Raw genomic sequence first — 12,955 nt, 5'->3', positions numbered from 1 at the left:
CCAGCGCTATTACTTACAGCATCATAGAAACGGCAAAGGAGAATGGGTTGAATCCTTTCCAATACCTCAGCTATCTTTTTGAAAGACTTCCCAATCTGGACCCCACAGACGGTAACGCCCTGGATCAGTTACTCCCCTGGTCCGATTCGTTACCCCCTGCCTGCAGGGCCAGTAAATAAGCTGGATTTTGTCCCCACCTGATTGCAAGGTGGGGTTTATTTTACGCTTACTTTTAGAGCATCAATGAAAAATATTGAGATAGGAAGATTATCCTATAAACCCGGGGATTGTGCCAGGTGGGTAGGGTTTGACGCTTACAGCTTTTTAGAGCATCAATGAAAAATATTGAGATAGGAAGATTATCCTATAAACCCGGGGATTGTGCCAGGTGGGTAGGGTTTGACGCTTACGCCTTAAATGAAGAGGCTGCTGCCGGTGGTGCCCGGATCATTGTAAATCCCGAACTGGCCACCACGGGTTATGCCTTTGACCAGCAACATGCGCACAAGGGGTGACGATATAGCCCAGGAGCTGTACTTAATGGGAGTACGGCCGGTATGGGATGAAAAAAGCGGCTGGGTGAAGGGTCTCGATGTCATTCCCCTGGAAGAGCTGGGACGGCCCCGGATGAAATTTTTGTTTCAACTTTTTTTGCAGGAATTCTTTAATCAATGCAGTATTTATGGAGTAATGAAAGAATATTTTTATCAGTAAGACGACCGAAGTCGTTGGGTTTTTAAGAAAGGCAATCTAACAAAGGCTATCTAAACAGTTAAAAACTCGAACGGTAAAAGCCACGAAGGCAATGTTTTCCTCATCGAAAGGGGGTTGCTTTTTCGTGGCTTTTAATTTTCAGGAGCGTGCATTAAATGAGCCGTTACCTGCTAAAGCGTTTTCGGGCTGCCGCTTTCACCCCCGGTGCCCCGAAGCCCGCGAGGTTTGCCGCCAAGATGAGCCCGTTTTGAAGGAGGTGATGAAGGGGCACCTGTTGGCGTGCCATTTTGCCACGTATACTCGTCATACTGACTTTCTGCAACATGCACAGGTGAACAGGTGCCGCAATTATTTTAACATAAGGTCCGGGACGTCGTTTATCATAAGGCGCCCATGCTGTTTTTGGCGGTACAAGCAGAAGGATGAAAATTTATTTTCGGTGTAGAGCGTGCCTTAAACTTTGAGAGTAATACTGAGGAGGAGGAACGGAAATGCAACTGAAAATGAAGGGTTTTTTAAGAACCGTAACCATCGCTTTAATCAGCCTGTTTTTAATTTCCGTAGCTGCAGGTTGTGCAAAAACTGGCGATCAGACTCCGGCTACCAAAGGGGAGAAGGTGTTAAGGCTGGGAGCGGTAAAGGACTTTAAAGAAGCTATAGAGGGCCAAAATTTGGTTTTTGAACGTTTTGTCGGTGTCGATCGAGAAGGAAATACTGTTCCGCAACTGGCAGAATCCTGGGATGTATCTAAGGATGGGAAAATATATACTTTTCATTTACGAAAAGGGGTTAAGTTCCACAATGGGACAGTACTCGATGCTTCTGCAGCAAAATTTGCTTTTCAGTGGATAGCAAACCAAGCGCCTTTCGGACGCTATATTGAAAAGGTAGAGACACCGGACAATAATACTTTGAAAGTATACTTTAAGGAATACTACGCCCCATTTTTGCTCGACCTGGCCAGCGGATGGACTAGTCCTGTAATTTGCCCTGAGGCAGTAGAACCTGTGGGGAGCGTGGATGGTAAACTGACTAATTTCATTGGGACGGGGCCGTTCAAGCTGGTAGATTACGAGAAAGATAAACAGGCGGTCCTGGTCCGTAACGACGACTATTGGGGTAATAAGCCCAAAGTGGACAAGGTTATCTGGAAAACGATACCTGACCCGCATGCCCAGATCGTGGCTCTCAAGGCAGGAGAAATTGACATGATTGGGATTACAGAACATCATTCCAGCATACCTTATGTGGAGGTTCCAGGCCTCAGAAAGGCGGGAATTAAGGTAGAGGAAACATCTTACGGCCGGTATCAGGTGTTGGAGTTTAATTGCCAGAAAGAGCCATTCAACGATAAAAAGGTAAGGCTGGCTTTAAATTTAGCTATTGATAGTGAAAAAATGGTTAAGGAACTCTTCGGGGGGCTTCCCGAGCCGGCATACACGATAACCGCCCCGTGGTTTAAGTACGGCCCTTCTAACGTTAAGCAGAAGTACGGTTACGACCCGGAAAAAGCAAAACAACTGCTGGCTGAAGCAGGGTGGAAGGACACGGACGGAGATGGGATTCTGGACAAAAATGGAAAACCCTTTGTTTTTGAACTGTTGATCCCGGCAGGGGAGGCAAACGCCGATGCTGTGGCTGTTTTCGTGCAGTCGGAGTTGAAGAAGATCGGGGTGCAGATGAAGCTGCTCACCCTTGAAAGCGGAGCGGCCTGGGATAGATCTAAAAAGGGAGAATACGACATGTTTGTGCACCACAGCTTTTGCCTGCCATCGATTCCTGGCGGTATTGCCATCGGCTAGAAGTACCATTCCAAATCTAAAAGCTGGCCCGCTGCTTATCATGCTCAGGAACTGGACCGGTTGATCGAAAAAGCCTGGAGTACCCCTGATGAAAGTGAACGCAAAAAAATTTGTGATGAAATATGGGAGATGCTGCACCAGGAGGCTCCTTGCATCCCCCTCTATGATATCGTAAAAGTGGTTGCTTACCGGGATAACGTATCCGGGTTCAAACCCGCCCCAACCATGTTCGATATGGAACTTCAGTACATTGAAGTTAAATAAAATGCAACACGAGAGACGCAAATTTCAAGTCCGTGCCGGGCCGGTTTTCCCCGGCCCGGCGGGAAGAAAGGAAATATAGTTATGAGAAGACTGCTCATCCAAAGATTGGTATCAGCCGTTTTTGTAATGCTGATCGCGTCGTTTCTTTCTTTTTTGCTTCTCTTCTATGCTCCGGGAAACCCGGCTGAAACTATTATCAGACAGCAGAGCGGGCTGGATCCTACCTACGCCGAGATAGAACTATTTATGAAACGGCACGATTTGAACCGGCCCTTTCTTGTCCAATGCTTACAGTGGTTGTATTTACTCACCCACGGTAAATTAGGTGTTTCTCTCAGGACGGGGGAACCCGTATTGGAAGAGTTCACGGCCAGATTTGGTGCTACCTTTCAACTGGCCGTAGCTGCAATGGCCCTTTCGGTGATCATTGGACTCCCAATAGGGGTTTTTGCCGCTACAAAACCCAATTCACTTTTCGACCACATAATCCGGGTTGTGTCTTTAGCAGGGGTATCCATTCCCGAGTTTTGGCTTGGGTTGATGTTGATGCTGTGCTTTTCGCTGGCCCTGGGGTGGCTGCCCTGTTTTGGCCACGGTACCGTAAGGCATCTTGTTTTACCGATGATTACGCTTGCCGTGGGAATTACTGCTTCCCTGATGCGATTCGTGAGAACCAGCATGCTGGAGGTGTTAAACCTTGACTATATCAAAACCGCAAAGGCCAAAGGTCTCAGAGAAGTGGTCATCGTCTGGAAGCACGCCTTGAAAAACGCCCTGATTCCGGTTGTAACCATTCTCGGTACTCAGGTGGGGCATTTGTTGGCTGGAGCAGTGATAGTCGAAACCGTATTCTCCTGGCCCGGCATAGGTAAGTTTTTCGTTGATTCCATATACGCCCGGGATTATCCCGTTATTCAGGGGTTTGTTCTAATCATTGCCGCGATATATGTACTGGTTAATCTACTGGTGGATATTCTATATGTTTATCTGGACCCGCGGGTAAGATATGAGGGGAGGAGTTAATTACTTGTACATTCTGGAAGTAACCAGGGGTAAAAAGATGTTGCTGACAGGCAGTATCTTAATATTTGGCTTCATGGCACTGGCTGTATTTGCTCCCTTTATTGCTCCGTATGACCCTGATGATGTAAAGGTGGAAGAACGCCTCCTGCCCCCCGGCGAGCACCACCTGATGGGTACAGACGGCTTTGGAAGAGACATTTTCAGCAGGGTCGTTTTTGGAACCAGGTACTCCCTGTTTCTCGCGCTGGTAGTGGTATCAATTAACCTGCTTCTGGGTCTGATGATTGGATCCATTGCTGGATATTTTGGGGGTTTGATAGACGAGTTGATCATGCGTATTGTGGATATCTTGCTGGCTTTTCCTAATATCATCCTGGCGCTTTGTATAGTGGGAGTGCTGGGTCCTTCCGTTCAAAATCTTATTCTTGCTCTGGTTGCCCTCGGTTGGGTTGGCTACACGAGGGTATCTCGGGGTCTTGTGCTGTCCATCAAAGAGCAGGGGTTCATCGGTGCCGCTAAGGCCCTCGGGGGGAGCAACATGTACATAATTATGCGGCACATCATACCTAACGCTTTTCCTCCTTTACTCGTTCTGGCTACTCTTCACGTTAGCCATACAATCCTGTCTATTGCTGCATTAAGCTTCCTGGGTCTGGGTGTACAGGCTCCTACGCCGGAATGGGGCGCCATGTTAAGCGAGGGCAAACAGTTCATCTTTACGCATCCACACGTGATGATTTCCCCGGGGCTGGCTATAACTTTGTCCGTTCTCTCCTTCAATCTCCTGGGTGAAGGTTTGAGGGATGTTTTAGATCCGCGGGCACGGGAAGTGCTGAATGTGTAGCAGGGAGGAGGTTATGTGGTGCTCCTGAAAATTACCAACCTTCGGGTTTACTTCAAATCAGCGGACGGATTTGTTAAAGCGGCAGACGGGGTGGATCTGGAGTTATATCCCGGGGAAATACTCGGGCTTGTGGGTGAGACCGGTTCCGGGAAAACCGTTTTAGGACTGGCGATAACCCGTCTGCTTCCCAAAACTGCTGCGGTAAGTGGTGAGGTTTTATACCGGGGACAAAACCTTCTGGCATTGCCGGAGGAGGAGATGCGGAAGGTCCGGGGACGACAGGTATCAATGATATTTCAAAATCCTTTGAGTTCTTTAAACCCGGCCTTGAGCATTGGCGAACAGATTGCGGAAGTGCTTCGGGAACACCAGGGACTGAAGAGAAAAGCAGCCTGGCAGAGGGCAGGAGAACTTCTGGAACTGACGGGTATCCCGGCGAAGTGGATCCGCAGTTACCCCCATGAATTAAGTGGAGGGATGCGGCAGCGGGCCATGATTGCCATCGGTCTCGCCTGCGCTCCTTCCCTGCTTATTGCCGACGAACCTACCAGGGGACTGGATGTTACCATTCAGGTACAGATTGTGGAATTGCTGCATGCGGTAACAAAGGGTGTTTCCCCACCCCGCTCGATGTTGTTAATCACCCACGATCTGGGGGTGGCTGCAGCACTGACGGACCGCCTGGCCGTAATGTACGCCGGTAAAATCGTCGAGTACGGTCGTACCGGAGAAGTATTTAGAAATCCGCGGCATCCTTACACTCGCGCGCTGCTGGACTCCCATCCCAGTAATGGACTTATAGCCACCAAGGGTTTCAGCCCTTCCTTGATCAACCTGCCGCCGGGCTGTAGTTTCCACCCCCGCTGTAAAAAGGCACGCAAAAAATGCGCACATGAACCTCCTTTGGTACAAAGGATAGGTATGGACCACGGGGTGAGGTGTTTTTATGCTTGAAGTGGTGGGGATTAAAAAAGTTTTTACGAGCGGGATTTTCCGCCGGAGATCTATAGAAGTGGTTAGAGGAGTTTCTTTTAGGGTTAATAAAGGACAAACCCTGGGCCTGGTGGGTGAGAGCGGTTGCGGTAAAACCACGGTTGGAAAGATGATTGTGAGGCTTATAGAACCCACCGCCGGCCGGATTCTTTTTAACGGGATAGAACTTACCCGGCTAGACCCCCGGAAACTGAGAAAGTTAAGGCCGAAGATACAGATCATTTTTCAGGACCCTGATATGGCCTTTAACCCCCGCTGGAAGATCAGGGATAGCCTGGGCGAACCTTTTAAGCTTAACCGGTTGGTCCGGGGCAGGGAAATTATTGACCGGGTTTTGGAGCTAATTGAAACTGTCGGGTTGCACCCGGAACACCTAAACCGGTACCCCTTTGAACTTAGCGGCGGGCAACTCCAGAGAGTGGCACTGGCGCGGGTACTCGCTCTTCAACCGGAACTCATCGTGGCTGATGAACCAACTTCTTCGCTGGATGTATCCGTTCAGGCTCAGGTACTTACTCTTTTAAAAGAGCTGCAGCGCCGGTTTCAATTCACCTGCGTTTTTATTTCTCACGACCTGAATGTCGCCCGCTGGATGAGCGACCGGATTGCGGTAATGTACCGGGGGAAAATCGTTGAAGAAGGGAAAACAGAGAGTATCTTTGGCAGTCCCTGTCATCCCTATACCCGAGCTTTATTGGGCGCCATATTGGTTCCCGACCCTGAAGCCGGGAGAACGTGGAGGATAGCGAGCCTTAATCATGTATCGCCTGAAGTTAACCTTGAAAAAGCTGGTGGTTGCTCGTTTCAAGACCGTTGCCCGCACGCGGAAAAAATCTGCCGGGAGAAGGAGCCCCCGCTGGCGGTCCCCGCTCCTGATCACCGGGTGGCCTGCCACCGCTTTAAAGATCTTGTTCCTGTCCAGGCGAATGTGACGGGGAAAGTTTGCTTTCTTTAATCTTAACAGCGGTCTTAAGGGGGAGATGGTTATGACGGTTCAAAACGCGCAAATAAAGGAAATGATAAGGCAAAGGTGGAACCGCAGAGCGGATACCTTTGACAGGTCGCCGGGACACGGCATTCATACCGCCAGAGAAAAAGACGCCTGGATTGGCCTTTTAAAAGGGGTACTGGGGGATAAAAGGCTTGAAATCCTGGATGTGGGAACAGGTACCGGGGTCGTTGCACTACTCCTAGCGGAATTAGGGCATAGGGTGACGGGTGTAGATATTGCTGAGCAAATGGTGCAGAAGGCCAGGGAGAAGGCAAAAAAACTGAATCTTGCTGTAGAATTCCGGGTCGGCGACGCGGAGGTATTACCTTTTAAAAATAATTCTTTTGATGTCGTTATTAACAGGCACGTCGTTTGGTCGCTACCTGATCCGGAAAAAGCGATGGCAGAGTGGAAAAGAGTTTTGCGACCCGGGGGAAAACTGATCATTATTGACAGCAACTGGGGCAAAACGGCGCCGTTATACAAAAAAGTATGGCGCTTTTTTGCCCAGTTACTTATCTTTTTAACAGAAAGAAGGAATCCCTGGGCCGGGCGGGGGCACCGGCAGATGGAAAAATACCTGCCGATGAGGCTAAAGAAGCGTCCTGAGGCAGACATCGAGATACTTCGAAGCCTGGGGTTCCGGGTGGAGGTAATGAAGGTAGACATTCCGCGCTGGGATACGTTTTTGGGGTACCTCAAGTATGGCTATTTCCGTGGAGAGGAGTTTTTGCTTATGGCGACTAATTGCCCTCATTGAACCCATGTCCAGTTAACGCAAATTGTTATTGCGGTATGTATCAGGTGCCTCCGCTGTGAAGATACGTGCCGGCGTGCGGCGCTCGGAAGACGAATTGATAGGGGTTGAACGGGCTGGCAGGAACGGCTTTGAAGGAAAAATCGCCAGATACTGGGACAGTAGAGCTGCAGCTTACGGGTGCTCAAACCCGGGAGCATTGCCGTACAACCTTTAACTCGGGTGGTGGAGGTCCCAAAAAACGTCATGCTCCTGCGATATTGCCTGGTTTACGCCCACCAGCGGTACCTGGTAGCGGGCAGGAAGCCGCAGTGGTTTTGAACTCCTGCCGGTTCTGTGGAAAGGTGAGGATGACAGGTGCAGCTCATTTCAGATGTCCTGCCCGATGTGCTGAATCTGTGGAAAAACGTACTGCCTTCCATGCTGCTGGGTAGTTTTCTCGGCAATCTGTTTCAAGTGAAAAAACTGGCTCGGGAAGGGAGCATTGCTGATTTTATGGCAGGTGCACTCAGGGAACCCCGTTTCTGGGCGGAGGCCTGGAGCGGGGCGCACAAAAATTCCCTGCAGGCCCGGCGCCGCCGCGACCAGGGCTCCCTGGACTACTGGAACCGGCTGGCCGGGCGGTTTGAACGCTGGGCCGGCCAGGAGCGCACCAGAAGACGCGTAGACCGGGTGCTGTCCTGGTTGGAGGGGCAGGGGGTCCTGCAGCCGGGGATGGAAGTGCTGGACATCGGTGCCGGTACGGGTGTCTTCACCGTTCCCCTGGCCCGCCGGCGGGCAAAGGTGACCGCCCTGGAGCCGGCTTCGGCCATGCTGGCCGCCCTGCAAAAGAGGGTGGAAGCAGAAGGGTTCTCAAGCGTGGAGTTTTTGTGCCGGGAGTGGGAAAAGGTGGACCCGGAAGCGGAAGGTCTGGCCAGGCGGTTCGACCTGGTCTTTGCCTCCCTCACGCCGGGTGTGCGGGATGTGGCGACGCTCGAAAAAATGATGGCCTGCTCCCGCCGGTGGTGTTTCCTGTGCGACTTTGCCGGGCGGCGCCGGAGTCCGGCGCGGGAGGAGCTGTGGCAGGTGATCTTCGGCGAGGAAATGCCCCTGCCGGGGCATGATATTATCTACCCCCTCAACTACCTCTACACCTCGGGTTATTGCCCCTCTTTTCAGGTGTGGGTGGACGAGTGGGACGAGGAATTGCCGGTGGCGGAGGCGGCGGCCGCGCTGGAGGACTTCTTCCGGCTCTACACGGAGGTTACCCCGGAGATCAAAAAGACAATTGCCGGTTACGTGGAGCAGCTCGCAGTCAATGGGGTTTACAGCGAGGAATACCGGGTGCGCCTGGGCATGATCCTCTGGACGGGGGGTGAAAAATGGGAATTAGAAACAGGTGCTGTTTGAGGAGAATGTCAGGTTTCGGCAGGTGAGGCGATGGAGCCTGGAAAAAGCCTGGATAAAGTAGAACCGGTGCGCACTTAACGCACATGGTCGGCTATTTTTTCAAAGTTCTCCAGTTCGGGGTGGTGGCAACGGTTCAAACACCAGCACTTTTCTTTAAAAAATAAAATAAGACAAAGGGGGTATTTCGGTAATGCTCAAAGTAGTTCAGGGTCACGAAATCTGGGTCCTGCCGGAGGTAAGCCATGCCCACGAGGGGAGTGAGGCCCGCTGCCGCATCTTTTACGGGCACGCCATGCGTCCCGATGGCCTGGCGGATCTGGGCCACCTCTCGGCCTGGGCGGTAGCTCCCGGCGGGGAGAGGCTTCCCTTAAAAGTGGAGTCAGGGGATGACAGGTTTCATCTGGTAACGTTTACGCCCGATCGGGACGGCTTCTGGCCCGTGACGGTTGAAAACGATGTGGGCCCGATAGCCATTACCAGGGACGGCTTTTACCGCCGGGGTACGCGTGAGGACCACCCCGATGCCCGGGAGGTCGGCTACTATTACCAGTACGCCAGGACATACGTCCAGGTGGGCCATTTCTGCGCCAGCTGCGGTGGGGTGGTGCATCCCCCGGAAATCGTGCACCTGGGCCACGATTTAGAGCTGATTGTAGCCCCTGGTGCTTACCGTGTGGGTGACGAGGTGATCCTGGAGGTTCGTTACCGGGGCCGGCCTTTGGCCGGGGCGATCGTTAAGGCCACCTGGAGCCTGCGGGAAGAAGAGGACTGGGCCCTGGCCCAGAAAACCGATGACGCGGGATGGGTAAAGTTTACCTTGAGTCATCCCGGCCACTGGCTCTTTTACACCCGGTATGCCGATGAAACCCGGAAAAGCGAAGGCGAGTACGACAAGCGCGTGTACAGTGCCACGCTGAGCCTCTTTGGGGTGCGCTAGAACAAGGCGAGGCATCCGGAAATCCCGGCTGCCCAGCAAAAAGACACACGAGTACTGGGCGACTACAAACAATACCGCGAATGTGTTTTCCCCCATTATTTTCAATGTTAATTCATGCGGGCCACGAAGGTCCTAACGCCCTGCCGGAACAGGGGTGGACTTTCGCGGCCTTTTCGCGCTCATTTCGATCAGCCCAAGCGGGGCTGCGCTGGTGCCAGGTGCGATGGGGAGGTCTGCAAGATCCTCCACGACCCGGACGTACCGCCGCACCAGTGGATAGCCTGGCACATGTGGCTCGAGGAGGAGTTTGGTACGTGGGGACCCACGGGGTGCTGGAGCTCCTGCCCGGCAAGACTACAGCACTATCTGAATCCTGCTTCCCCCGCATTTCTCTAGGCAAGGTACCGCACCTTTACATTTACAACCTGGTTAACCCCATGGAGGCGGTAGTGGCCAAGCGGCGCTCAGCAGCGGTCGACGCTGTTTTTTTTCCGTGCCCTCCCGCTTTTATTTCCGTAGTGGGGGTTTTTGGTTGTCCTCTTTAGTTTTATTTTTCCAAATCGTTAATTATTTTTTGCAAGAATTGAATAATTGCCATGATACTTTTTTTAAATGCCATCCAAACATCCTGTATATTAAGGGCTAGGTGGTCCATCTTTTTCCACCGCAGTTCTTTGGCATAGGCGTGACGGTAAAGGTGTCTGAACGCCTTGTAGTCAGTCAAAATCTCATGCATTTCAGCCGAGATTATGGCCGGCCTTACACCGGGTGTTTTCCGCGAACTGATATAGAGCAATTCCGAATGCCAATCCCCGGACCGGGGCATGTACCCGTCCACTGTTTTGATTATCCGCGCTAATATATCTTCTACTCCGGTGTAAAAGTGGTGCAGGTAGCCAGCCAGGGCCATAAGCTTTTCCTCGGGAATCTTGCCGGAAATACGGTTTATTTCCTGGCCCAGGGAATGAATTTTGCCTACGATATTCTCTATGGAGGGCATTTTATCTTCCAGATCGCCTATTAAACCCAGGTAGGCATTAATCTTTTCCTCGCTCATAAATAATCACACCCTGGTTGTATATTTTTTTCTTCAGGGATAACGGGGCTTCTTCCAGCAGGATCACATCCACCTGGAAAGGACGGGCGATATTTTCTGCAGCCGTTAACGCCTTTAAATGATCTTTTTCCTCCAGGCCTTCCAGGGCAATGTCTATATCCGAGAGGGTGGTAAAGTGTCCACCGGTCAGGGAACCGAACAGATAGATCCGGCGTAGCGGGAAAAGAAGCGGAAGTTCTTCCGCCAGCTGCTTTGCTTTTTCCCAGGCTTCTCTTTTACGGGCGGCCAGGGATTTTTCTTCCAGCCTGGCTCGCCTTTTATGGCCTGCCAAATATTCTTCATACTGGGACGACTCATTATACCCGCACATCCCGGATACCTGCCCTTTTATTTCGTATCGTTCCTATCTTCAAGTTTACACCAGGCGGCAGTAGCTGGCAAGGATTTGCAGATGCAAGGATTGGCCCTGCTGCTCCGAAAAGGGGTTGACAGGAGGGAAGAGTTATCGTATGATTAGCATGAGAATGAAATCCATTATCTTAATCAAATGAGAATGAGACTCATTCACAACATTTCAGGGGGTAGGGGATCATGAATGAATCAAGCGGTATTAAATTGCTTGGAGAATTGGCCCAGGGGATAAGGGGCCGGGTTGTGCGGATTAATGCTCAAGGTAGTTTGCGCCGGCGCATCCTGACCATGGGGCTGGTGCCCGGGGTGGAGATCATTGTTCAAGGCAGGGCGCCGCTGGGCGATCCAATGGAGATCGTCGTGCGAGGTTTCCGGTTGACTTTGCGAAAAGAAGAGGCAAACGGTGTGGCGGTGGAAGTCTTTTAAAGTCTATCCTTAAGGCCAGGGGGTGATTACGGATGAAGCCACTGGGGTTTATGGCCCAGGGGGAAAGTGGGGTGGTTCGGGATGTTGCGGGAGGGGTTGCTTTGCGTGAGAAATTAACCGCTCTCGGTCTTGTACGGGGAAAAGTTATCCGTATGGTTCAGAACAACGGCATTGGCCCGGTAATTGTAGCCCTGGGGGAAGGACGCCTGGCTTTAGGCCGGGGCATGGTACAAAGGATTTTTGTTGATGAGATCACCGGTTAAGGAGGCTTGTTTATCATGGAAGCTGCGCCTAACTTACAACTCGGGGGAATTGTCATTGCCCTGGCAGGTAACCCAAACTCCGGGAAAACCAGTATTTTTAACAACCTGACCGGTGCCCGTCAGCATGTCGGTAACTGGCCGGGGGTAACGGTAGAAAAAAAAGAGGGACGGCTTATTTACGACGAGATTTCGTATCAGGTGGTAGACCTGCCGGGCACATACAGCATGGGTGCTTTTTCGGAGGATGAAATAATTGCCCGGAATTATATTTTAAAAGAAAAACCGGATGTCATTATTAACGTATCCGCAGGTTGCGGGAGTTAACCGGTGAGGAACCGGAAATTTTCCTGGCCGACCAGCGTTATGGCTTTATCGGCGGGCTGGTTAAAGAAACAGTAAAAAGACGTACCGGTGTTGAGCAGAGATTGTCCCTTACGGATAAAATTGACCGGATCGTAACCAATCGTTATCTTGGGCTTCCCATTTTCCTGTTTTCCATGTGGGCTGTTTTCCTGCGTAAGGCCGGTACAATCATCTTCAGCGTGGTGATCCTGATCTGGCTTCTTTCTGTGCTACCCTGGGGCGTGGAACCCGGCAGCAAGGAAAGCCTGATCGGTCATCTGGGTGCCATTTTTGCCCCCGTCTTTGCCCCTGCCGGGTTTGGTACCTGGGAGGCTGCTGCTGCCCTGATCTTTGGCCTTTTAGCTAAAGAAGTGGTGGTCGGTACTCTCGGTGTCATTTACGGTGTGGGCGAGGAAGCAGAAAGTTTAATCCCCATCATCCAGCAGCACTGGACTCCTCTTTCGGCCTATGCCTTTATGGCCATGTGCCTGATTTACATTCCCTGCGCGGCGACCATCGGCGCCATCAAAAGGGAAACCAACTCCTAGAAGTGGACGGCTTTTGCCATCGGTTACAGCCTCGTCCTGGGATGGCTGGTGGCGGTGATTATCTACCAGGGCGGGCGTCTGCTGGGACTGGGCTGAAAAACTGGTTCCCCCGCGCGCGTTTATCCTGTTGGCGGGTGTTTCTCCCGGCTTGGCCGGTTAGCGGGAAAGCCGGGATTTTAAAAAGCCAGCCATTG

The 12,955-nt window shown here is 51.6% G+C and carries 19 protein-coding genes and 1 pseudogene; 18 read left to right on the top strand and 2 right to left on the bottom strand.

Features of this window, described 5'->3' with window-relative positions; all coding sequences use genetic code 11:
- From BUA65_RS13365 to BUA65_RS18885, 14 genes are all read left to right on the top strand, one after another.
- The coding region (locus BUA65_RS13365) for a transposase domain-containing protein (protein WP_131821511.1) at window positions 1-179 on the top strand (179 nt) is incomplete at its 5' end.
- A gap of 156 nt (window positions 180-335) precedes the next feature.
- Window positions 336-515, top strand: a complete 180-nt coding sequence (locus BUA65_RS18350) for a hypothetical protein (protein ID WP_072870383.1) — start codon at window positions 336-338, stop codon at window positions 513-515.
- 25 nt (window positions 516-540) lie between these two features.
- Window positions 541-714 carry a cobaltochelatase subunit CobN gene (locus BUA65_RS17945; RefSeq protein ID WP_242656335.1) on the top strand — a complete coding sequence of 58 codons (174 nt, stop codon included), beginning with the start codon at window positions 541-543 and terminating at the stop codon, window positions 712-714.
- A 91-nt stretch (window positions 715-805) separates the two neighbouring features.
- A complete protein-coding gene (locus BUA65_RS17705) occupies window positions 806-1,159 on the top strand; it encodes an oligopeptide/dipeptide ABC transporter ATP-binding protein (RefSeq protein WP_084062435.1) in 354 nt (117 codons plus the stop codon).
- Window positions 1,160-1,205: 46 nt separating this feature from the next.
- Window positions 1,206-2,516, top strand: a complete 1,311-nt coding sequence (locus BUA65_RS13345) for an ABC transporter substrate-binding protein (protein WP_072870380.1) — start codon at window positions 1,206-1,208, stop codon at window positions 2,514-2,516.
- Between the two features lie 60 nt (window positions 2,517-2,576).
- A complete protein-coding gene (locus BUA65_RS13340; RefSeq protein ID WP_072870378.1) occupies window positions 2,577-2,780 on the top strand; it encodes a hypothetical protein in 204 nt (67 codons plus the stop codon).
- Between the two features lie 81 nt (window positions 2,781-2,861).
- Window positions 2,862-3,803 carry a nickel ABC transporter permease gene (gene nikB / locus BUA65_RS13335; RefSeq protein WP_072870376.1) on the top strand — a complete coding sequence of 314 codons (942 nt, stop codon included), beginning with the start codon at window positions 2,862-2,864 and terminating at the stop codon, window positions 3,801-3,803.
- Window positions 3,804-3,807: 4 nt separating this feature from the next.
- Window positions 3,808-4,647 (top strand): nickel transporter permease, encoded by an 840-nt coding sequence (gene nikC / locus BUA65_RS13330; protein ID WP_242656334.1) that lies wholly within the window; start codon window positions 3,808-3,810, stop codon window positions 4,645-4,647.
- Window positions 4,648-4,665: 18 nt separating this feature from the next.
- Window positions 4,666-5,601, top strand: a complete 936-nt coding sequence (locus BUA65_RS13325; protein ID WP_242656333.1) for an ABC transporter ATP-binding protein — start codon at window positions 4,666-4,668, stop codon at window positions 5,599-5,601.
- Entirely contained in the window at window positions 5,594-6,595 is a 1,002-nt protein-coding gene (locus BUA65_RS13320) for an ABC transporter ATP-binding protein (RefSeq protein ID WP_072870371.1), read from the top strand. Before BUA65_RS13325 ends, BUA65_RS13320 begins: the two co-directional genes overlap by 8 nt.
- Before the next feature lie 31 nt (window positions 6,596-6,626).
- Entirely contained in the window at window positions 6,627-7,391 is a 765-nt protein-coding gene (locus tag BUA65_RS13315; RefSeq protein ID WP_072870367.1) for a class I SAM-dependent methyltransferase, read from the top strand.
- A gap of 354 nt (window positions 7,392-7,745) precedes the next feature.
- Window positions 7,746-8,777, top strand: a complete 1,032-nt coding sequence (locus BUA65_RS13310) for a class I SAM-dependent methyltransferase (protein WP_242656332.1) — start codon at window positions 7,746-7,748, stop codon at window positions 8,775-8,777.
- 190 nt (window positions 8,778-8,967) lie between these two features.
- Window positions 8,968-9,714, top strand: coding sequence for a DUF4198 domain-containing protein (locus tag BUA65_RS13305; RefSeq protein WP_072870365.1), 747 nt, complete (start codon window positions 8,968-8,970; stop codon window positions 9,712-9,714).
- 314 nt (window positions 9,715-10,028) lie between these two features.
- On the top strand, window positions 10,029-10,259 hold the full coding sequence (locus tag BUA65_RS18885; protein WP_072870363.1) for a cobaltochelatase subunit CobN: 231 nt from the start codon (window positions 10,029-10,031) through the stop codon (window positions 10,257-10,259).
- 2 nt (window positions 10,260-10,261) lie between these two features.
- Here BUA65_RS18885 and BUA65_RS13295 read toward each other — a convergent pair whose 3' ends face one another.
- Both BUA65_RS13295 and BUA65_RS13290 read right to left on the bottom strand, forming a co-directional pair.
- On the bottom strand, window positions 10,262-10,771 hold the full coding sequence (locus BUA65_RS13295) for a ribonuclease toxin HepT-like protein (RefSeq protein ID WP_072870362.1): 510 nt from the start codon (window positions 10,769-10,771) through the stop codon (window positions 10,262-10,264).
- Window positions 10,752-11,141, bottom strand: coding sequence for a nucleotidyltransferase family protein (locus tag BUA65_RS13290; RefSeq protein WP_072870360.1), 390 nt, complete (start codon window positions 11,139-11,141; stop codon window positions 10,752-10,754). Before BUA65_RS13290 ends, BUA65_RS13295 begins: the two co-directional genes overlap by 20 nt.
- Before the next feature lie 221 nt (window positions 11,142-11,362).
- Here BUA65_RS13290 and BUA65_RS13285 point away from each other — a divergent pair, with 221 nt between their 5' ends.
- The 4 genes and pseudogenes from BUA65_RS13285 (at window position 11,363) to BUA65_RS19360 (ending at window position 12,761) form a co-directional block, all read left to right on the top strand.
- The gene (locus BUA65_RS13285; RefSeq protein ID WP_072870358.1) at window positions 11,363-11,608 is read left to right on the top strand and encodes a FeoA family protein; all 246 of its coding nucleotides are present in this window, start codon (window positions 11,363-11,365) and stop codon (window positions 11,606-11,608) included.
- A 32-nt stretch (window positions 11,609-11,640) separates the two neighbouring features.
- The gene (locus BUA65_RS13280) at window positions 11,641-11,871 is read left to right on the top strand and encodes a FeoA family protein (protein WP_072870356.1); all 231 of its coding nucleotides are present in this window, start codon (window positions 11,641-11,643) and stop codon (window positions 11,869-11,871) included.
- Window positions 11,872-11,886: 15 nt separating this feature from the next.
- A pseudogene (locus BUA65_RS19365) lies at window positions 11,887-12,174 on the top strand (FeoB small GTPase domain-containing protein); the annotation flags it as partial.
- Between the two features lie 8 nt (window positions 12,175-12,182).
- Window positions 12,183-12,761 carry a nucleoside recognition domain-containing protein gene (locus BUA65_RS19360; protein WP_072870353.1) on the top strand — a complete coding sequence of 193 codons (579 nt, stop codon included), beginning with the start codon at window positions 12,183-12,185 and terminating at the stop codon, window positions 12,759-12,761.
- The last annotated feature ends 194 nt before the right edge of the window (window positions 12,762-12,955 follow it).

The sequence above is a fragment of the Desulfofundulus thermosubterraneus DSM 16057 genome (genome assembly GCF_900142025.1).
Lineage (GTDB): Bacteria > Bacillota > Desulfotomaculia > Desulfotomaculales > Desulfovirgulaceae > Desulfofundulus > Desulfofundulus thermosubterraneus.
The sequence above is the reverse complement of the archived record's forward strand: the minus strand, read 5'-3'. Positions and strand labels throughout refer to the sequence as shown.